The sequence below is a fragment of the Natrinema sp. H-ect4 genome (genome assembly GCF_041894845.1).
Classification (GTDB): Archaea; Halobacteriota; Halobacteria; order Halobacteriales; family Natrialbaceae; genus Natrinema.
This window is the reverse complement of record NZ_JBHDYC010000001.1, coordinates 572,951-589,836: the sequence shown is the minus strand read 5'-3', so window position 1 is coordinate 589,836 and position 16,886 is coordinate 572,951. Positions and strand designations below refer to the sequence as shown.

Here is a 16,886-nt window from a genome sequence, read left to right as displayed (position 1 = left end):
CGCGCCAGGTGACCTGCACTTCCCCGTGACTCGAGCGCGCCTCTCCATCGAGGCGCGCGCTCGAGTCGGCCGCTGTGGACGATCGATCAGTGTAACAGACGCGGGGAATCCGGCTGGGACGGGACCACGGTGAATTCAGATCAGACGATCGTCAACTGCTGTCCGACGAAACGACCGCTTCGCCGTCGGTCTCGGCCGACTCGTCAGCGTCCCATCGCTCCTCGTGGACGAGCGGGTCCACCTCGAGCCGGTCGCGCCAGCCCTCCTGCTGGAGGACCGGCTCCTCGGGGAAGCCGTCCTCGGGATAGCCCAGACAGAGGTACGCGACCGGCGTCACGTGTGGTGGAATTCCGAGAACCTCCCGGACTTCGTAGGGGTAGAGGACGCTCACCCAGCCGACGCCGACGCCTTCCGCTCGAGCGGCCAGCCAGAGGTTTTGCACCGCGAGACAGGTCGAGTACACGTCGGTCTGCGTCATCGAACTGCGACCCAACACGTGAGGTGCGCCGCGAGTCGGATCGCAGGTCACGCAGATGTTGATCGGAGACTCGCGGATCCCCTCGAGTTTCAGCGCGGCGAACTCGCTTTTCTGCGGTTCCTCGTAGCCCTCGCGGGCGGCTGCGATGGCGCGCTCTGCAATCGCGGCGATGTCGGCTTTCGTCCCGTCGTCGCTGACGACGACGAGATCCCACGGTTGCGAAAAGCCGACGCTCGGGGCGTGGTGTGCCGCCCGAATCAGTCGCTCGAGAATCTCGTCCGGAATCGGGTCGTCGCGAAACCGCCGGATATCGCGTCGGGCGTAGATCGTCTTGTACACCGCGTCCCGTTCCGCCTCCGTGAATGCAACCATTGATTCATCTATGAAAGAACGGTTGGTTAAAACCGCTGACTGGCCCTCGGGATGCGAACTCGAGCCCAGTGACCGGCGACGGCCGCCTCTCGATCGGCCGGCCGCTTACTCGGGTGCGTCCGCCGGGTCGACGACCTCGCCCGTCGCAGGGTAGACTCCCACCTGATCGCAGATATCGGCCATCGGACAGGCGTCGGGATCCTCGAGACAGGCGGGCTTGCGCGCCGTACAGTACTCGCGGCCGAACTGGATCGTCGCCGTGTGGCCGAAGCCGCATTTCGCCGCGGGCACGTCGCGCTCGAGGACGGCCCGAACCCCCTCGTGGTCCGCGTCCGGCGGGGCGATCCCCATGCGCCGATAGATCCGGTGGACGTGCGTGTCGACGGGGAAAACGCCGCCGCGACCGCCCGCGAAGAGCAACACGCAGTCGGCGGTCTTCGGGCCGACGCCGCGGACCTCGAGTAGCGTCTCGCGCACCGTTTCGGGGTCCTCGTCCCTGACGAACGCATCAAATTCGGCTGCGGAGCCGAACGTCTCCACGACCCACGCCGCGGTGTCGATGAGCGTCTCGGACTTCTGATTGTACAACCCCGCACCGCTGATCGTTTCGGCGAGAATCGACTGCTCGGCACCGGCGAGCGATTCGGCAAGGTCGACGCCCTCTGCTCGTGGCTGCTCGCTCACGGCTTCGCCGTTCGCATCATCGAGGCCCTCACGTCGTTTGCGCCTCGCACCGCTCGAACTGCTTGCGTCGCGTTGGGACGCACTGCCGTCATAGCGCTCGAGCAGCGCGTCGTGGGCCGGCTGACTCGCCTTGTCGCTGGTGTTCTGACTTAGAATTGTCCGGACGAGGCAGGTGAAGGCGTCCTGTCCACCGTACGTTTTCTGCCAGTATCGCTCGCCCAGCCGATCGACGACGCGTTCCGCGCGCGTGTCGGCCGTCGCGGGATCGAACTCCGCGGCCGCACCGCCGCCCACCCTGCCGCCGCTGATGTTCATGGTCGGCTCAGGATCGTCGCTCATAGCCGTCCGTTCGGACTCGGCGACCAAAACCGCGACGAAGGCCGGACTCGAGTCCGCCGGTTTCGTATCGCCACCGGCGATCAGTCGACGGAGATCGTCACCGTTGCCTCCGCTCCGTCCGCCAGCGCGGCGACGAGGTCGCGGTCGAATCCCTCGGCCGCGAACTCGGCTCCGAGCACGATCGTTCGGTCGTCCACGTAGTCGCTCGTCCGGCCGACCGCGCTGCGCTCGCTCGTGAACTCGAGGGCCGGATCGCCGCGCCCCGTCACGGATTCCGTGTGCCCGTCGGCCTCGAGGGTGACCGTGATCGTCGCGTCGGCGTCCCGGCAGGCCGCGACGAAGTCGGGATCGAAATCCGCCGGCGCGCGGTCGGCCTCGATCGCGAGGATGCAGTCGCCGGCGGCGGTGAGAAAGTCGTCCGTCGTCACTTCGAAGGTGCTCGCGTGCTCGGCGCTAACGTTCTCATGGCCGCGAGCATGAATGACCTCGTCCATGGAGGGCGGTTTGGTGCCGGCCGGAAAACGGGATCGAATCGGAGCGGTGGCGGCGGTGGATTACGGCCGCGACGTCGATCGATACCCCGACCGGAATTCGCGGACGCCCGCGCCGAGGACGTTTCCAAGGACGACGGCGAACAGGATCGCGACGAGCCCGCCGCTCCACTCGGCGTGCAGAGAACCAGTCCCGATGCCCGCGACCGCGACGAACGCCCCACCGGCGGCCGCGAGACAGGCCAGTCCCAGTCGGAGCCGCGAGCCAGTCCGACGCGACAGCAGGTACTGGGGCAGTCCAACGCCGACGGCCAGATATAGTAGCCACTGCAAGTCAATGCACACCTGATCGCACGACAGCTGTGCGATCAGTGTGTAAATAGTTGTAGTTGTTACTATAGATCGCGATTCCGACCGGCGTGACGCCGAGCACGGCCGGGCTCTCGGTGATCGCGCTAACGACGCCGGCGAGCAAGAAGGCGAGCGTCACACTCGCTCCGACGACGCGGATATCACTCATTTCATCATTCATACTATCAGACGGGATACGGACAAAAATACACCTTTCGTCTGTTCAGCGAACTGACGAGACGGCGGTCAAGCGAGACTCGTGCCGTCGAAATCGCTGCGACTGTACTCGATCCCCATCAGATCGAGGATCGTCGGCGTGATGTCGAATAGATCGGCGTCCTCGATCGCCGCGTCCGGGCTGTCGATGTACAGCGACGTATCGTCGAAGCTGTGCATCCCGTTGCGCGGTCCCGTCGTAAATATCTCGGAGTCGGCCTTGAAGCCGGATTTGAGGTCGAAGCCGTTGTTCGGAATCGCGACCAGGTCGGGTGCGATGTCGGCGTGATCGCCGCGGAAGGCTTCCTCCTTCTCGACGACGCGATCGACCACCTTGTTGCCGTTTGGCCCCTCGAGCGCCTCGAGGTCGGCTTTGAGTTCGTCGCGAACCGCGTCGTACTCGGATTCGGGAACGGAGCCGCGCGGTTCGCGGCCCTCGAGGTTGATGTAGAAACGCCCGGGGATGAACGAGTACGCTTTCGCGTCGTCGGCGATGTCGCCCAACTCTTCGGGCTCGTCGGTTCCGAAGGAGAGCCAGCCCTCCTCCCGGAGCCACTCGTTGAAGTGGACCTCGTAGTCGAGGCTAGTAAAGCCGTGGTCGGAGGCGACGATCAGGGTGACATCTTCCGGCAGCGAGTCGCGCAGGCGACCGATGTAGTCGTCGACCTTCCTGTAGAACTCGATAAACTCGTCGCGGTACTCCCCGTCGCGCTCGTAGTCCTTGAACAGGAAGTGGTTGACCCGGTCGGTGGTCATGAAGACGCCGAAGAACAGGTCCCAGTCGTCCTCCTCGATGTAGTGCTGGAAGGCCTCGTACTGCGCGTCGACCGTCGCGTGGGCGTCCTCGATGAACTCGGATTTGTCGTCCTGATGGCCGAGTTTCGGATTGACGTCGATCCGGTAGTCGAGCGTCTCGAGGTAGTCGCGGACGTCATCGGGATAGGCCGCCTTGTCGAGGCCGGGTGAGAGGAAGCCCGACACCATCCGCTGGACGTCCCGCTGGGGCGGGAAGGTGACGGGGACGTTCATCACCGTTGCCTTGCGTCCGTTCTCCTGGACGCGGTCCCAGATGCGGTCAGCCTGGACGTCGCGGCCCATCGGGACGTACGTGTCGTAGGTGCCGACCTCGCGGTCCTGAAAGCCGTACACACCTGTCTCACCGGGGTTTACACCGGTCGTCAGCGACGGCCAGCAGGCGCTGGATTCCGGTGGAACGATGCTCGAGATTTCCTCGGCGGTCCCGTCGTCGGCGATCGCAGCGAAGTTCGGGAACAGTTCCTCGTTCTCCGAGAGGAGACTATACGGCACGCCGTCGACCCCGATAAATGCGACACGGGGGTCGCCGTCGCCCCGTAGTCGGTCGAACAGACCCATGGACGGACGTAGTCCGACCGGATACAAGAAGCTTCGTTTCGAGACAGTCTTTTGCGAATAGCTGACACTCCGGTCGCTTCACCGCCGGACGGCCGTCGGGAATCCGATAGTCAGCCGCTGAGGATGGCAGTGATCGGTATTTGATCAGGGGATCGCGACAGACGATCACTGAATCGGGACAGACAGCGGGATCGTTACTCCTCGCGTTCGCTCGAGTCCTCGGGGTCGAAGTTGGTCGGAACGACCGTGGGATGGGCCATGCCGACGCCGGCCTCGACAGCGTCGTCGGCCAACGGAGACGTTCGTGGGGCGGAATTGGATGCTGCCATACACGAAATAGTAACGGCAGGAGCGGGGATAAAATTACCCATGCTCATAATGCATGTCCTGACCGGCCGCGGATTACTCTCGGGAATCAGCGGGAGTCTCGTTGCTACTCGGGCGGTTCGCGATTTTCGACTCGGTCGTGTCTCTCGGTCCTATATTCCGAATTGATGGCCGTCTCCAAGACTTCCTCTCAGCGTTCCGCGAGAAAAAACGGATCGCAACGCAGATCGCACTGCAGTTCGGTCCGTCGCTAGAAGTTCTCGTCGTAGAGATCCTGGGCGTGTTCGATCGCGTCATAGGCCGCCTGTTTGTCCTCCCAGCCTAGCGTCTCGACTTCCTTGCCCTCCTCGAGGTTCTTGTACGTCGAAAAGAACTCGTCGATCTCGTCGAGTTCCTGTTGTGGGATGTCGTCGAGGTCCTCGATGTGGTCGTAGCGCGGGTCCTCGCTCGGGACGGCGATGACCTTGTCGTCTTGCTCGCCGTCGTCGTCCATCTTCATCAACGCGACGGGACGGGCCTCGATAACGCACCCGGGGAACGTCGCGTCCTCGACGAGCACGAGTACGTCGAAGGGGTCCTCGTCGTCGTAATAGGACTGCGGGATGAACCCATAGTCGCTTGGATAGTGGACGTTGCTGTGCAGGACCCGATCGAGGACGACGCCCGGAACGTCCTTGTCGTACTCGTACTTGTTTCGCTCGCCCTTGAGACACTCCACGACGGCGTAGATCTCTTCTGGCGGATTCGGTCCGGTCTCGAGGTCTTCCCAGAGGTTGACCATGTACCTGAGAGTTCACGGTCGATCAAAAAGTACTTTCGTAATCGAGTGTCACAAACTACGTGACGGTTGCCAGATATCCAAAAGACACGAATCAGGCACATACACCCGTATCCGGCGGTATTGTGGCTGGTAGCAGGTTGTACACCGGCTGATACGAAGGGATAGTTGACAAGTCTTAAATACTCTGGTAACATTTGCACACGTATGTCAGAGGCACAATCAATCACCGGCGAACAGAGTATTGCACGCGAACTCACCGCCTTCCAGAACAACATCCTCGTCATCCTCGCGAAGGAGCCGATGTACGGCCTGGCGATCAAGCGAGAGCTCGAGGACTACTACGGGACGGAAGTAAACCACGGACGACTCTACCCCAACCTCGACGAGCTCGTCGATCTGGGCCTGGTCGAGAAGAGCGAACTCGACAAGCGAACGAACCAGTACTCGCTGACCGACGACGGCTACGACGCCGTCCTCGACGGCATCCAGTGGTCGCTCTCGAAGGTCGTCACGGGCGACGACCGCGCCGACGAAATCCGCGACATCGTCGAGAACAGCTACTAGAACTGGCGGTTCGGGACCGGCTCGGTTGCCGCCTCGAAGACGAGTTCGATCGACTCCGCCAACACATTTTGCTGTTTTTCGGACGGCCAGGCGTTCCTGACGACGTATTCCGTCCGAAACTCCGCGAGTTCGTCACCCGTTAGTTCATCCATCGGCTTCGCGTAGTGATTGCCCGCGAAATCGGCCAGCATCGCCGCGTTGTCGCCGTGCACGTCGCCGTGATCCGCTCGGACCGCCGCGACGAGGTCGCGGTTGTGCTCGTCGACTGCTTCCCAGTCGTCCGGACTCTCGGCCCCCTCGAGCGGAATCTCGACCGCGCGGTCGATGTCCTCGATGCGATCGGTTCGGATGGCGCCGTCCTCGTGCCACTCCTCGGGATGGAGTACCAGGACATCGTCGCCGTCATCGTTGCGGATTCGGGACGTGAAGTCGTGCTCGTCGAGCAGTTCATCGGATCGATTTTCGTAGGCCTCGATCTCGTTTTCGTCGACCGCGGTACGCTCGAGCCGGGTCAGTCGTTCGACTTCGTCGACGACCTCTCTCGGAAGGTCCGTGTCTTTCGGGGTGTCGGCACCGTCTCCGTCCTGCTGGTTGCTTGTCCCGTCAGCGTCGACTACGTCTGGATCCGTCATAAGAGAGCGTACGCACTCGAGCGGTTTTCCCCTTGCTGATTCGCTCCGAGCGAGCGCAGCGAAGAGCGAGTTGTGAATGGTGCAGTGAGTTCTGATGGGAATTGGGGGACGAAGCGTCCTGCTATCGTGGCAACAGGGAATCGCCACGCCCTCCCCAGCCGATTCGTTCGCTCGTTCTACTCGCTCACTCATCCCTCGCGCAACTTCGGACCGCGGTTCACCGGTGGTTCGCGGCTCCCTGCGGTCACCGCTCATACTACCGAGGCCGTCACTTCGTTCAGGCCTCGCAGTTCACCGCGGCCCAGCGCGCGCCACCGCACGCCGGATGGGCGGTCCGGAATAAGAACATACCCGCTCCGAATTGAGCGACCCTAAGCCTGATCCAGCGCCTCGTTCACGAGGCCGTCCGCGCGGTCGTTGGCCTCTCGAGGGACGTACTCGAGGGTCCACTCGTCGAACGACTGCAGCAGTTCGTGGACGGTCACGCGCTTCTCGCGGAGTTCTGGGTTGTTCGTATCGTACTCGCCGCGGACCTGCTTGACGATGAGTTCGGAGTCGCCGCGGACGTGTACCTCGTCGTAGTCGTAATCGCGCGCGGCCTCGAGGCCCGCGATCAGCGCCTCGTACTCGGCCTGGTTGTTCGTGGCCGTCCCGATCGTTTCGCCGTTCTCGGCGACGATTCCGTCGCCGGTGACGATCACCCAGCCGATTCCGGCGGGACCGGGATTGCCACGGGAACCGCCGTCGAAATAGACGTGGGCGCGTCCGCCGTTCTCGCGGAGCAATGCCTCGATATCCCGCGGGTCCGACCCCTGAATCACAATTTTGTCGTCGTAGGCGACGGCCGTGGCACCGCCGCGGCTCGCTCGCCAGCGTTCGTGGTCAGTGTTTCCCGAGTCGACGGCGACGCCCGCCTCCTCGAGTCGTTCGCGGGCTGCCTCGACGTCGCACTCGATGACCGGCATTCGTCTCCGTGATCGGCCAGAATCGGATAAAGGTTTTCCGGTTCCGTTTCGTAAAACTTGGGAGTGAACGCTCGAGCCGGGTGTTTTCGAGCGATACGGAGCACCAACCGAAACCCCTTCCCAAAACTTTATGTACCATAATGAGACTACTATAAAAGTGCGATGACACGGTCCACCCGCCAGCGGGAGCGAACGCGCGAGACGGACGAGACCGAGGAACAAGAGGGGGAACGTGCCTGCCCCGAGTGTGAATCGGACAATCTCGTCAAGGACTCCGACCGGGGAGAGCTCATCTGCGAAGACTGTGGGCTCGTCGTGGAGGAGGAACAGATCGACCCCGGCCCGGAGTGGCGGGCGTTCAATCACTCCGAACGGCAAGAAAAGTCCCGCGTCGGCGCGCCGACGACCCAGACGATGCACGACAAGGGGCTGACGACGACGATCGACTGGAAAGACAAGGACGCCTACGGCCGCTCGATTTCTTCGAAAAAACGCAGCCAGATGCACCGGTTGCGCAAGTGGCAAGAACGCATTCGAACCAAAGACGCCGGCGAGCGGAACCTCCAGTTCGCGCTCAGCGAGATCGATCGGATGGCATCCGCGCTCGGCGTCCCGCGCTCGGTTCGGGAGGTCGCGTCGGTCATCTATCGGCGCGCGCTCAAAGAAGATCTCATCCGCGGACGATCGATCGAAGGGGTCGCGACATCCGCGCTATACGCCGCCTGTCGCAAGGAAGGGATCCCGCGAAGCCTCGAAGAGATCTCGGAAGTCTCGCGCGTCGAACGCAAAGAAATCGGTCGCACGTATCGATACATCTCGCAGGAACTCGGCCTCGAGATGCGTCCCGTCGACCCGAAAAAGTACGTCCCGCGCTTCTGTTCTGAACTCGAACTGTCCGAAGAGGTCCAGACCAAGGCCAACGAAATCATCGAGAAGACGGCCGAGGAAGGACTACTCTCGGGCAAGTCACCGACGGGGTACGCCGCGGCCGCGATCTACGCTGCGTCCCTGCTCTGTAACGAGAAGAAGACCCAGCGCGAGGTCGCCGACGTCGCACAGGTGACCGAAGTGACGATCCGGAACCGCTATCAGGAGCAGATCGAAGCGATGGGCATTCACGGGTAGCCGAAGGCGAAGGCGAACTCGGTGCCCTCTCTCGATTTTATCGCATCACGTAGTCGATCCAGCGACTGCGTCCGTCGGCTAGTCGTCCTTGCCGACGCTGATGACCTGCAAGAGCGAGTAGACGGGGACGCCCTCGAGTTCCTCGAGGCCCTGTTTGTCGGCGATGACGACGCAGGCGAGCGGCTTGCCGCCCTCGGCGCGGATCGCCTCGATCGTCTCGCGCATGGTGGTGCCGCTGGTGATGGTATCGTCAACGATGTAACATTCTCGATCGCGGATCCCGGCGAAATTCCTGGAGAACATGCCGCCGAGATCCTCGATGTCGCCTTCCTCCCACTGGTGTTTCGCGGGGGTGTAGGTCCCGAGATCGGTCTCGAGTTCGCGGGCGACCAGCGTCGCGATTGGGCCGCCGGCTTTCTCGATGCCGATCGTCAGATCCACGTCTTCGCCGTGTTTGGCGAGCATGTCGGCCATCGCCGAGGCGATGGCGCTCATCCGTTTGCTGTCCCGGCCGATCGCGGACCAGTCGACGTGGATGTCCTGTGGGCCGCTCGCACCGGGGGTTTCATCGGTTCGCTTGGGTGGTTGATCGGTCGCCTGTGGGGTCGTTCCGCTGCGCTCGACGAGCCAGCTTGCGGTCTCCCGGGAGACGTTCAGCTCGTCTGCGATCTCGCCCTTCGAGAGACCGCGAGCCGCGAGTTCGGCCGCGCTCTCGATCAAGTCGTCGACGTTTTTCATATGGATGCGAATTCGACCGCCGTTTTTATAGTCGTGTCGTCATCCGCCCCCGTCGTCGACGCACGTCCGGTCGTCAGGACACGTGCGGTCGCCTTCGGGAACGCCTGATCGACCGCCTCGAGGCCGTAGACGCCGGTCACGATCGACTCGAGCACCCAGTCTGGAAGGCTCGAGAGCGTCTCGATTGCCCGCTCGAAGTGACGGCGGTTGGAGTTGACGCTGCCGACCAGCGCTTTGTTGTGCAACACGAGGTCGCGGTGGAGTCGGCCGCCGTCGACCTCGAACGACCAGTCGGCGGGGACGCCGAGCAGGGCGGCGACGCCGTTGGGGGCGAGCGCATCGATCGATTCGAAGGCGTGTTTCGCGTGACCGGTCGCCTCGTAGACGACGTCTATCGGCTCGTACGCGCCCGCGATAGCGGAGACCGGCGTCTCGCGGGAATCGATGTAGGTCGCGCCGAGTCGCTCCGCGATGTCGATCGTTGGGTGCGGTCGATCCTTCCGCCCGAGACAGTAGACTCGCTCGTAGTCGAGCGTCTCCGCGAACATCGCGACGGTCAACAGCCCCAGCGAGCCGGTGCCGAGGACGAGCGCGGATTCGGGCCGCCAGTCGAACGCTGAGCGCGTCGCGCGAGCGTGTTCGATCGCTTTTTCGATAATGCTGATCGGTTCCACGAGAAAGCCCCACTGCGCTAGCTCGGCCGGAATCGGAACGAGATCAGCTGCCGGGCTCGTAATGTATTCCGCCATGAACCCGTGTGCGCCGACGATACCGCGTTCGACGTACTCGCCGTCGGGGGCCATGTCCGGTTCGCCCGCCTCGAAGTAGTCGTTCGTCTCGACGCCCGCTGGCGGCCGTCGCACCGTCGGGACGACGTACTGTCCGTCCGCGAGGTCGGTTCCGTTCGCGTCTTCGACGATGCCGACGGCCTCGTGTCCGAGGATCAGCCTGTCGTCTCCGTCGGGAACGCTTCCGTGGTCCCCGTCGATGACCTCGTAATCGGTCCCGTCAATACCGACGCGACAGATCCGCACGAGCGCTTCGCCGGGAGCGGGTTCCGGAACGGGTCGGTCGACGACCTCCGGGATACCCGCTCCGGGCTGGACTGCGATGGCCTTCATTGTCCCCCGGTAGGAACCGTGACGTTAAATATTTATTCCTACTCGAGTAAATATCGTTATGTTCGGATATCGGAGACGTGAGACCGTCCGGCCGGGATCGAGCGAGCAGCGAACTGACTGCGATCGGAACGACTGCGATCGAAACGGTTTCGGCCAGAACGACTGCGACCGGAAACGGTTATCCGTCCGCCCATGCCTGTAGCCCACATGGAACGGTACGATCTCGTCTATCGGCTCTACGACGAGCACGACACGGCGACGTTGCGAGAGTACCAGGAGTTCGTCGATGTCTTCCCGGCGGTCGACTCCAGAGTCGCGCTCGAGCACTGGCAGGAGGCGACCGAGGAACTCGAGACTCGCAAGGACGAGATCCGGTCGGCGTTCGCGGCCGGCGAGACGTTCGCGGAGATCGCCGCCCGCACGACTCGCGATCAGGCATTCACCGCGCTCGACCTCGAGGCGAAGTACGGCCGCGCGGTGAACGTCCTCGTGCTCGACGTCGACGAGACGCTGCGCTCCGCCGGTGGAACGGACAACGAGATTCCCCGGGAGACGCTGCACTTCCTGACGGAGTTCCACGAGGCCGGCGTCCCGATCGTCATCTGTACGGGCCAGACCTTAGAGAACGTCAAGGGCTTCGCGATCCAGGGGCTGGGGAGTGAGATCGTCCACTCGGGGAACCTCTCGATCGTCTACGAGGCGGGAACGGGCGTGTTCACGCCGGGCCACGGCGCGGAGACGAAACAGTTGCTTTACGAAGACCTCGATGAGTCCATTCGAACCGTCTTCGACGACGTCCGGTCGCGCGTCTTACCGGAGGCGCCCGAGGAACTCCGCCGGGGCTGTCACCTCCAGGGCAACGAGTTCAACGTCACGATGAAGCCCAACTACGAAACCGGGTCCGCGGACGCCCGCGAAATTATCGACGAGGCGCTGGTCTATCTCATCGATCTGCTCGCCGATGCCGTCGGACGGGTGCTCGAGGATGCAGGCGAGGAGGTGAACGGTGAGAACGGGGAACCAGCCACCGGCGGCGAGAGTGAGCTGACGCCCGGCGACGAAACGATCACCGACTGGACCCGTGCCTTCTACGCCGGACAGGACCCGGAGATCAGGGCGGTCCTCGAGGGCGAAGGGGCGTACCCCGACCTCGCGATCGACGACGTCCCCGACCGGCTCGCAGCGACCCTCGAACGGATCGACGTCGCCTACTACGAGGCCGATGCGGCCGAAATCGGTAGCCTCGAGTTGAACAAGGTGGTGGGCGTCCAACGCGCGCTCGACGTGCTCGGAGTCGAGAACCCCTTCGCGCTTGTGATGGGCGACTCCAAGAGCGATCTGCGCGTGATGGAGTGGGTCGCCGACACCGACGCCGGGATCGCGGCCGCCCCGGAACACGCCTCGCAGGAGACCCTCCAGCACGTCCTCGAGACGGACGAACTCGTCTTCGATCGCGGGAAGAGCGTCGACGTGCTCCGGACGGTGTACGCGCTCAATCGGCTGGCTCATCTCGGGTGATCGATCGACTCGTTTCTCGCGTACAGTGTCACCCGATCCGAACTGCCGTCCGTTCGACATTGCCGTCCGATCGATACCGTCGACATTCCGGTTCTGTCACGTGATTTTGACCGTCGTCAGACGCGACTCACTCTCTTAAACGACCGGAATACAAAGGCCCGCTCATCAAGCGTATCCGAGTCGTTCCTTCTCTCAGCACGATCCGGTGAGCGCACTGTCGACGGCGCCCTCACAGCCGCAATGGGCGAGGCGTTCGCGACGACACTGAGCGGATCGGCTGGAGATTTATGAGACGAATCGAGTCCCAGCACCAGGACAGCGGCGTCGTCCACCGACCGGACTCGAGCCAGCGCTACGAGGTGACCCACCAATGACGACGATCGCAGAACTTTCGCTTTCGACGGACGAGTTCGCACTCGCAGAGACCCTCCAGCAACTACCGTCCCTCGACGTCCGCGTCGAAAGCGTCGTCGCGGAAGGGCCGACCCGGACCGTCCCGCTCGTCTGGTTTTCGAACGTCGACCGCGACGACCTCGAGACGGCTCTCGAATCGGATCCGACCGTCGCCGAGTACCGACGGCTGCTCGGGAACACCGAGGACGGCGAACTGTTCTACCGCTTGGAGTACGCAGCGACCGTCGAGTCCGTCTGTCAGTGCGTCTACACCGACGGCGGGACGGTTCTCGACGCGCAGGTGACCGACGGCCAGTGGACGCTTCGGCTCCTCTTCCCCCACCGCGAAGAGCTGTCGGACGCTGTCTCAGCCATCGAGGACTGCGGCGTTCGGGTCGACGTGAGACGCATGGTCGAGGCCGGACAGGACGAGGAACTCGAGACGACGGCGGCGCTGACCGAGCCCCAGCAGGAGGCGATCGCCGAGGCGTATCGGCAGGGCTACTACGACGTCCCGCGCGAAATCTCGCTCGAGGAGCTCGCGAACGAACTCGATATCTCTCACCAGGCGCTCTCCGAGCGGCTCCGTCGGGCGAACCGCGTCCTCGCGGGCGAGCAGTTGGACAACCCGTCGGGCGAGATGGCGACGCCGGACTGACTCGAGGTCGGCGGGGCGTCGTTCGCTCGCGGTCGGCGACCGATGGCTATTCGAGCCGGCGAGCGAGTCGCGGCGGCAGGCGTTTTTTGGCCGTCCCCGACGGAGTAGCCTGCATGTCGAATCACGATCCCGGCGCCGCCGACCCGCTGTCGCTTCGCGGCGTCGTGCCGCCGACCGTCACCGCGTTTCGGGAGGACGAGTCCGTCGATTACGAGACGACGGCTGCACACGCCCGTTTCGTCGTCGACCGCGGGGTACACGGCGTTTTTCCGCTGGGAACCAACGGTGAGTTCCCGCTGCTCTCGGGCCCGGAGCGCGACCGGATCGTCGAGGCGGTCGTCGACGAAGTCGGTGATGACGTGCCGGTCATCGCCGGCGTCGGTGCTCCCAGTACCTATCGGACGGTCGCCCACGCCGAACACGCCGAATCCGTTGGCGCGGACGGCATCGTCGTCGTGACGCCGTACTACTATCCGCTGGACCACGACGGTGCCCTCGAGCACTATCGACGGGTCGCCGAGGCCGTCGACGTACCGGTCTATATCTACCACATCCCGAGCAAGACCGGCAACGAACTGTCGCTCGAGACGCTGGCCGACCTCGCTGAAATCGACACTCTCGCGGGCGTCAAGGACTCGAGCAAGGACGTGCCATGGCTCGCACAGGCGATCGATTCCCACCCCGATCTGACCTTCCTTGCGGGGTCGGACTCACTCATCTTCACGGGCCTCGAGATTGGCTGCTCGGGACTCGTCAGCGCCGTCGCGAACGTCTTCCCGGAACTCGTTGTCGACTGCTACGAGGCCTACGACGCGGGCAACGAGGGACGAGCGCGCGAACTCCAGAGCGAAATATTCCGCGTTCGGGACGCGTTCAAGACCGGCGGCGCGTACATGTCCGGCGTCAAGACCGCACTCAGAATGCGGGACTTCGACGCCGGCCCACTTCGGAGCCCGCTCCGGCTGAAAGACGACGACTCCGCACGGGAGATGCGCTCCCGGCTCGAGAAAATAGACGTTCTCTGAGGTGGACGGCGGCTACAGGAGCGACCGCGTCCGCACGGTTCCGCTCAATACCAGCGTGCGCCCGCTCCCGTCGATCGAGGAATCTTCGAGGGTCGCCCAGCGATCGCTGACGTCGCGGTTGGAGTCGACGTGGTCGCTGAGTGCCTCCGCGTTCGCGTCGCTCTCGCTGTCGTAGAGGAACACCTCGGTGAATTCGGACGTGTCGCCGTCGAACTCGTAGGTGGTCGCCGTCCCCGTTAGCCCTCGTTCCCAGTCATCGAACTGGTCTTCGATGCGGTCTTCGATCTCCTGGCGCTGCTGATCGGGAATGTTGTCGGGGTCGCCGTACTGACGCTCGAGTTCGGTCTCGACGGTTCGGGGCTCGTGAACGCTCCCGCTGGACATGTGTTTGACGCTGAACTCGCCCAGCATCGCCCCGCCATCGTCCGTCTCGGACCACAGTCCGCTCGCGCTCGCGTTGGCGTCGATGGCCGCTTCGACGGCGCTGACCGCATCGAGGTAGCTCCCCCCGTTGGCCTGGACGATGGACCCCTCACTGACCCCGAAGGCCCAGTTCTCGATCGCGTACAGCTCGTATCCCTCGTGGTCTCCCTCGCTCGAGAGTTCGTCGTCCTCGGCGTACTCGTCGTCGACCCAGTCCTGCAGATTCTCCTCGATAGACGCGGGATCGAAGGAACCGGCGAGGAACGCGTACTCGACCGACGACTCCACCGTGTCCGTTTGGGTCGTTGTTCCATCCCAGGTCTGTCGCGTATGGCTCACCTCGAACTCCCAGGAAACGGTCTGGGAGAGCTCCCAGTCGAGGTCGGTTGCGGCAACGCCAGCCCTGCTCCGATGAGCCGCACCCCTCTCGAGGGGCCAGTACACAACGAGTTCCTCCTCGTGCTCGAAGACCGAATCGGGAACGACAGCGTTGAACTGTCGATCGATCTCCTCCGATGAGTCGACCGTTCCATCGGTGTAGCGCTCGGTCAGCGCTTCCGTGTCGAGAAGGTCGGTAACTGCCGGCGCGGCGAGCCAGTTTCCGACCGGCGGCCCGGAACTCCCGTCTTCCTCGTCGCCGAGGAACGGGAGGCTTCCCGCACAACCGGCCAGTCCCGCGGAACTGACCGCGGCCAAACCTGCGCTACCGCTTCGAAGAAGCGTTCGCCGTGAAATATCCTCTTCCATCCCTCTTGAGGAGACAGTATTTATATATAGTATTTCTGGCTGACGTACATATTTGCGTTTCAGAAGGAGAGTCGGCGAACAGCGTCGTATCGCGGCCCTTCCGTTCGGCGGGATCGAGAGGCTATAGTAGTCACTGAAAGTCAATACACACCTGATCGCGTGACAGCGATGCGACCAGCGTGTGAACCGTTTCAGTGACTACTATATCGCCGGATCGGCGACCCCAACTCGAACGCAGCGTCCACGAGAACGAACTCGAAGCAGACTCGAGGCCGACTCGTCCCGTCTCCCGGCCAAGGGATGATCGCGTCGCCGGTCGTTCCGACGTGAGTCTCTTTGTGTAACGACTTCGTGGGTGCGGGTATGACGCTCACCGACGAACAGGCAGCGATCCGGGAGACCGTCCGAGAGTTCGCCAGCGAAGAGATTCGGCCGACTGCACTCGAGGCCAACAGGGAGCAGGAGTTCCCCGAAGCCGTCTGGGACGGCCTCGCCGACCTCGATCTGACGGGACTGACGGTCCCCGAGGAGTACGGCGGCTACGAGGCGGATCCGGTGACGGCCGCCGTAGTCAACGAGGAAGTCGCGTACGGGATGCTCTCGGTCGCAACGGCGCTGTCGGTCCACTCGCTTGCGACCTCGTGTATCGCCGAGTTCGGGAGCCCGGATCAGCGTGAGCACTGGCTCCCCGAGATGGCCGCGGGCCGCCCCGTGGGCGCGTTCGCGCTCTCGGAACCCCACGCGGGGTCGAACCCGGCGGAGATGTCGACGGAAGCGAGACGCGAGAGCGACGAGTACGTTATCGACGGCGAAAAGCAGTGGATCACGAACGGCGAGCGCGCGGGCGTCTACGTCCTCTTCGCGAAGACCGACCGCGACGACCCCGGCTCGGTCACCCAGTTTCTCGTTCCAGCCGACGTGGACGGCCTCTCGGTTGGCGAGAAAGAGGACAAACTCGGCCTGCGCGCGAGCGACACCACGAGCCTCACCTTCGACGACGTTCGGATCCCGGCCGCAAATCGGTTGACTGAGGAGGGAAAAGGGCTCTCGGCCGCGTTTCACATCCTCACCGGCGGCCGGATCGCCATCGCCGCCCAGTCGGTGGGCCTCGCACAGTGTGCGCTCGACGAGGCGCTGGCTTACAGCCAAGAGCGCGACCAGTTCGGCGGCCCCATTTCGGACATCCAGACGATCCGGCACAAACTCGCCGAGATGGCGACCAAAATTCGGGCCGCGCGCCTGCTGACTCGAGACGCTGCCCGAAAGCGAGCGGCCGGCGGCGCAGCACTCGAGGCGAGCATGGCGAAGTACTTCGCGAGCGAGGCGGCGATGTTCGTGACGAACGAGGCGGTCCAGATCCACGGCGGCTACGGCTACGTCACCGAGGGCGAGGTCGAACGGCTCTATCGCGACGCCAAGATTACCGAAATCTACGAGGGGACGACCGAGATCCAGAAGACGGTGATCGCTCGGGAACTGCTCGAATAAGAGAGCGGGTAGAGCGCGGTGGCGAGTAGAGTCCAGTACCGAGTCGGTGGTTCGCGGCGGGCGACACGGCGAACAG

Annotated in this window: 19 protein-coding genes; 6 read left to right on the top strand and 13 right to left on the bottom strand. The window is 63.6% G+C overall.

Features of this window, described 5'->3' with window-relative positions:
• Positions 1 to 151 precede the first annotated feature (151 nt).
• The 8 genes from bluB to ACEWFR_RS02790 form a co-directional block, all read right to left on the bottom strand.
• Positions 152 to 850, bottom strand: a complete 699-nt coding sequence (bluB, locus tag ACEWFR_RS02825; protein WP_374059601.1) for a 5,6-dimethylbenzimidazole synthase — start codon at positions 848 to 850, stop codon at positions 152 to 154.
• 105 nt (positions 851 to 955) lie between these two features.
• The gene (gene nth, locus ACEWFR_RS02820) at positions 956 to 1,873 is read right to left on the bottom strand and encodes an endonuclease III (protein ID WP_374059600.1); all 918 of its coding nucleotides are present in this window, start codon (positions 1,871 to 1,873) and stop codon (positions 956 to 958) included.
• 80 nt (positions 1,874 to 1,953) lie between these two features.
• Positions 1,954 to 2,367 (bottom strand): DUF371 domain-containing protein, encoded by a 414-nt coding sequence (locus ACEWFR_RS02815; RefSeq protein WP_374059599.1) that lies wholly within the window; start codon positions 2,365 to 2,367, stop codon positions 1,954 to 1,956.
• 60 nt (positions 2,368 to 2,427) lie between these two features.
• Entirely contained in the window at positions 2,428 to 2,697 is a 270-nt protein-coding gene (locus ACEWFR_RS02810) for a hypothetical protein (RefSeq protein WP_374059598.1), read from the bottom strand.
• A gap of 1 nt (position 2,698) precedes the next feature.
• Positions 2,699 to 2,896 carry a hypothetical protein gene (locus tag ACEWFR_RS02805; RefSeq protein ID WP_374059597.1) on the bottom strand — a complete coding sequence of 66 codons (198 nt, stop codon included), beginning with the start codon at positions 2,894 to 2,896 and terminating at the stop codon, positions 2,699 to 2,701.
• Positions 2,897 to 2,961: 65 nt separating this feature from the next.
• Positions 2,962 to 4,305 carry an alkaline phosphatase family protein gene (locus ACEWFR_RS02800; protein ID WP_374059596.1) on the bottom strand — a complete coding sequence of 448 codons (1,344 nt, stop codon included), beginning with the start codon at positions 4,303 to 4,305 and terminating at the stop codon, positions 2,962 to 2,964.
• Between the two features lie 194 nt (positions 4,306 to 4,499).
• Positions 4,500 to 4,634, bottom strand: a complete 135-nt coding sequence (locus ACEWFR_RS02795) for a hypothetical protein (protein WP_374059595.1) — start codon at positions 4,632 to 4,634, stop codon at positions 4,500 to 4,502.
• Positions 4,635 to 4,882: 248 nt separating this feature from the next.
• The gene (locus ACEWFR_RS02790) at positions 4,883 to 5,413 is read right to left on the bottom strand and encodes an inorganic diphosphatase (RefSeq protein WP_374059594.1); all 531 of its coding nucleotides are present in this window, start codon (positions 5,411 to 5,413) and stop codon (positions 4,883 to 4,885) included.
• Between the two features lie 204 nt (positions 5,414 to 5,617).
• On the opposite strand from ACEWFR_RS02790, the gene ACEWFR_RS02785 reads away from it, so the two are divergent.
• On the top strand, positions 5,618 to 5,977 hold the full coding sequence (locus tag ACEWFR_RS02785; RefSeq protein ID WP_098726897.1) for a PadR family transcriptional regulator: 360 nt from the start codon (positions 5,618 to 5,620) through the stop codon (positions 5,975 to 5,977).
• On the opposite strand, the gene ACEWFR_RS02780 is transcribed toward ACEWFR_RS02785, so the two are convergent.
• The gene (locus ACEWFR_RS02780) at positions 5,974 to 6,609 is read right to left on the bottom strand and encodes a rnhA operon protein (protein ID WP_374059593.1); all 636 of its coding nucleotides are present in this window, start codon (positions 6,607 to 6,609) and stop codon (positions 5,974 to 5,976) included. The genes ACEWFR_RS02785 and ACEWFR_RS02780 overlap by 4 nt on opposite strands.
• Positions 6,610 to 6,980: 371 nt before the next feature.
• Positions 6,981 to 7,574: a ribonuclease HI gene (rnhA, locus tag ACEWFR_RS02775; RefSeq protein ID WP_374059592.1), complete on the bottom strand. Its 594-nt coding sequence runs from the start codon at positions 7,572 to 7,574 to the stop codon at positions 6,981 to 6,983.
• A 162-nt stretch (positions 7,575 to 7,736) separates the two neighbouring features.
• Between rnhA and ACEWFR_RS02770 the strand changes: the two genes are divergently transcribed.
• Positions 7,737 to 8,699: a transcription initiation factor IIB family protein gene (locus tag ACEWFR_RS02770; RefSeq protein ID WP_098726894.1), complete on the top strand. Its 963-nt coding sequence runs from the start codon at positions 7,737 to 7,739 to the stop codon at positions 8,697 to 8,699.
• A 78-nt stretch (positions 8,700 to 8,777) separates the two neighbouring features.
• On the opposite strand, the gene gfcR is transcribed toward ACEWFR_RS02770, so the two are convergent.
• Both gfcR and ACEWFR_RS02760 read right to left on the bottom strand, forming a co-directional pair.
• On the bottom strand, positions 8,778 to 9,437 hold the full coding sequence (gene gfcR / locus ACEWFR_RS02765; protein WP_374059591.1) for a transcriptional regulator GfcR: 660 nt from the start codon (positions 9,435 to 9,437) through the stop codon (positions 8,778 to 8,780).
• On the bottom strand, positions 9,434 to 10,558 hold the full coding sequence (locus ACEWFR_RS02760) for a glucose 1-dehydrogenase (protein ID WP_374059590.1): 1,125 nt from the start codon (positions 10,556 to 10,558) through the stop codon (positions 9,434 to 9,436). Before ACEWFR_RS02760 ends, gfcR begins: the two co-directional genes overlap by 4 nt.
• 207 nt (positions 10,559 to 10,765) lie before the next feature.
• Between ACEWFR_RS02760 and ACEWFR_RS02755 the strand changes: the two genes are divergently transcribed.
• The 3 genes from ACEWFR_RS02755 (at position 10,766) to ACEWFR_RS02745 (ending at position 14,152) form a co-directional block, all read left to right on the top strand.
• The gene (locus ACEWFR_RS02755; protein ID WP_374059589.1) at positions 10,766 to 12,076 is read left to right on the top strand and encodes an HAD hydrolase family protein; all 1,311 of its coding nucleotides are present in this window, start codon (positions 10,766 to 10,768) and stop codon (positions 12,074 to 12,076) included.
• Between the two features lie 370 nt (positions 12,077 to 12,446).
• Positions 12,447 to 13,127 (top strand): helix-turn-helix domain-containing protein, encoded by a 681-nt coding sequence (locus ACEWFR_RS02750; RefSeq protein WP_374059588.1) that lies wholly within the window; start codon positions 12,447 to 12,449, stop codon positions 13,125 to 13,127.
• Between the two features lie 113 nt (positions 13,128 to 13,240).
• A complete protein-coding gene (locus ACEWFR_RS02745; RefSeq protein ID WP_374059587.1) occupies positions 13,241 to 14,152 on the top strand; it encodes a dihydrodipicolinate synthase family protein in 912 nt (303 codons plus the stop codon).
• A gap of 12 nt (positions 14,153 to 14,164) precedes the next feature.
• Here the strand turns inward: ACEWFR_RS02745 and ACEWFR_RS02740 are convergent, their stop codons facing one another.
• Positions 14,165 to 15,322, bottom strand: coding sequence for a hypothetical protein (locus ACEWFR_RS02740; protein ID WP_374059586.1), 1,158 nt, complete (start codon positions 15,320 to 15,322; stop codon positions 14,165 to 14,167).
• Between the two features lie 363 nt (positions 15,323 to 15,685).
• Here ACEWFR_RS02740 and ACEWFR_RS02735 point away from each other — a divergent pair, with 363 nt between their 5' ends.
• A complete protein-coding gene (locus tag ACEWFR_RS02735) occupies positions 15,686 to 16,810 on the top strand; it encodes an acyl-CoA dehydrogenase family protein (protein ID WP_374059585.1) in 1,125 nt (374 codons plus the stop codon).
• Positions 16,811 to 16,886 lie beyond the last annotated feature (76 nt).

Bases quoted from the DNA above. Each gene is read 5' to 3' on its own strand.
- bluB (WP_374059601.1), bottom strand. From the start codon at position 850: ATGGTTGCATTCACGGAGGCGGAACGGGACGCGGTGTACAAGACGATC.
- nth (WP_374059600.1), bottom strand. From the start codon at position 1,873: ATGAGCGACGATCCTGAGCCGACCATGAACATCAGCGGCGGCAGGGTG.
- ACEWFR_RS02815 (WP_374059599.1), bottom strand. From the start codon at position 2,367: ATGGACGAGGTCATTCATGCTCGCGGCCATGAGAACGTTAGCGCCGAG.
- ACEWFR_RS02805 (WP_374059597.1), bottom strand. From the start codon at position 2,896: ATGAATGATGAAATGAGTGATATCCGCGTCGTCGGAGCGAGTGTGACG.
- ACEWFR_RS02800 (WP_374059596.1), bottom strand. From the start codon at position 4,305: ATGGGTCTGTTCGACCGACTACGGGGCGACGGCGACCCCCGTGTCGCA.
- ACEWFR_RS02795 (WP_374059595.1), bottom strand. From the start codon at position 4,634: ATGGCAGCATCCAATTCCGCCCCACGAACGTCTCCGTTGGCCGACGAC.
- ACEWFR_RS02790 (WP_374059594.1), bottom strand. From the start codon at position 5,413: ATGGTCAACCTCTGGGAAGACCTCGAGACCGGACCGAATCCGCCAGAA.
- ACEWFR_RS02785 (WP_098726897.1), top strand. From the start codon at position 5,618: ATGTCAGAGGCACAATCAATCACCGGCGAACAGAGTATTGCACGCGAA.
- ACEWFR_RS02780 (WP_374059593.1), bottom strand. From the start codon at position 6,609: ATGACGGATCCAGACGTAGTCGACGCTGACGGGACAAGCAACCAGCAG.
- rnhA (WP_374059592.1), bottom strand. From the start codon at position 7,574: ATGCCGGTCATCGAGTGCGACGTCGAGGCAGCCCGCGAACGACTCGAG.
- ACEWFR_RS02770 (WP_098726894.1), top strand. From the start codon at position 7,737: ATGACACGGTCCACCCGCCAGCGGGAGCGAACGCGCGAGACGGACGAG.
- gfcR (WP_374059591.1), bottom strand. From the start codon at position 9,437: ATGAAAAACGTCGACGACTTGATCGAGAGCGCGGCCGAACTCGCGGCT.
- ACEWFR_RS02760 (WP_374059590.1), bottom strand. From the start codon at position 10,558: ATGAAGGCCATCGCAGTCCAGCCCGGAGCGGGTATCCCGGAGGTCGTC.
- ACEWFR_RS02755 (WP_374059589.1), top strand. From the start codon at position 10,766: ATGGAACGGTACGATCTCGTCTATCGGCTCTACGACGAGCACGACACG.
- ACEWFR_RS02750 (WP_374059588.1), top strand. From the start codon at position 12,447: ATGACGACGATCGCAGAACTTTCGCTTTCGACGGACGAGTTCGCACTC.
- ACEWFR_RS02745 (WP_374059587.1), top strand. From the start codon at position 13,241: ATGTCGAATCACGATCCCGGCGCCGCCGACCCGCTGTCGCTTCGCGGC.
- ACEWFR_RS02740 (WP_374059586.1), bottom strand. From the start codon at position 15,322: ATGGAAGAGGATATTTCACGGCGAACGCTTCTTCGAAGCGGTAGCGCA.
- ACEWFR_RS02735 (WP_374059585.1), top strand. From the start codon at position 15,686: ATGACGCTCACCGACGAACAGGCAGCGATCCGGGAGACCGTCCGAGAG.